This window comes from Anaerolineae bacterium, from assembly GCA_025062375.1.
GTDB lineage: Bacteria > Chloroflexota > Anaerolineae > SpSt-600 > SpSt-600 > SpSt-600.
In genome coordinates this window covers 1-571 of the sequence record JANXAG010000087.1, presented here as the reverse complement: position 1 = coordinate 571, position 571 = coordinate 1, and the positions used below count along the sequence as shown (strand labels likewise).

1 protein-coding gene is annotated in these 571 nt (G+C 64.4%); it reads left to right on the top strand.

Annotated features, from left to right (window positions below):
• Positions 1–571 (top strand): hypothetical protein (locus NZ653_10165; protein MCS7287479.1); only part of this gene is annotated, 571 nt, incomplete at both ends.

The window sequence follows — 571 nt, the reverse complement described above, 5'->3', positions numbered from 1 at the left end:
CCTCACCGACACCGACGACGCGCCCGTGGCGCTCACAGACCCGGCGGTGGTGGTGGATAAGCAACTGGTCGCGGCGGACCTGGACGAACTCCTGCCCAACTACGTGACCTTCACCATCGTCATCACCAATGTCGGCATCAGCACCATAGACGTCCTGCCGCTGGTGGACCAATATGACCCGTACTACTTGAGTTTCATAACCGCCACGGTCTACCCCAACGAGCCTGCCGACGACGGCCTTCTGACCTGGTACGACCTGACGGGTCCGGCGCCCTATGGCTTCGGGCGCGACCTGGCACCGGGCGAGTCCTTCCACATCACCACCGTCTTCCGCGTGGTCCACGACATCACCACTACGGTGAACACGGCGATCGTGAGCGACGTGGTGGATGTCTACGACAACCCGGCGAACGAAGACAGGGACGACGAGGTCATCGTGAACATTCCGACGGCGGTGGAGTTACTGTACTTCCGGGTTGGCGGCGTGGCCGGGTGGAGCGTCCGGCTGGAGTGGGCGACGGCGGCGGAGATCGGCACCTTCGGCTTCCACCTCTACCGGGCGCCGGTGGCG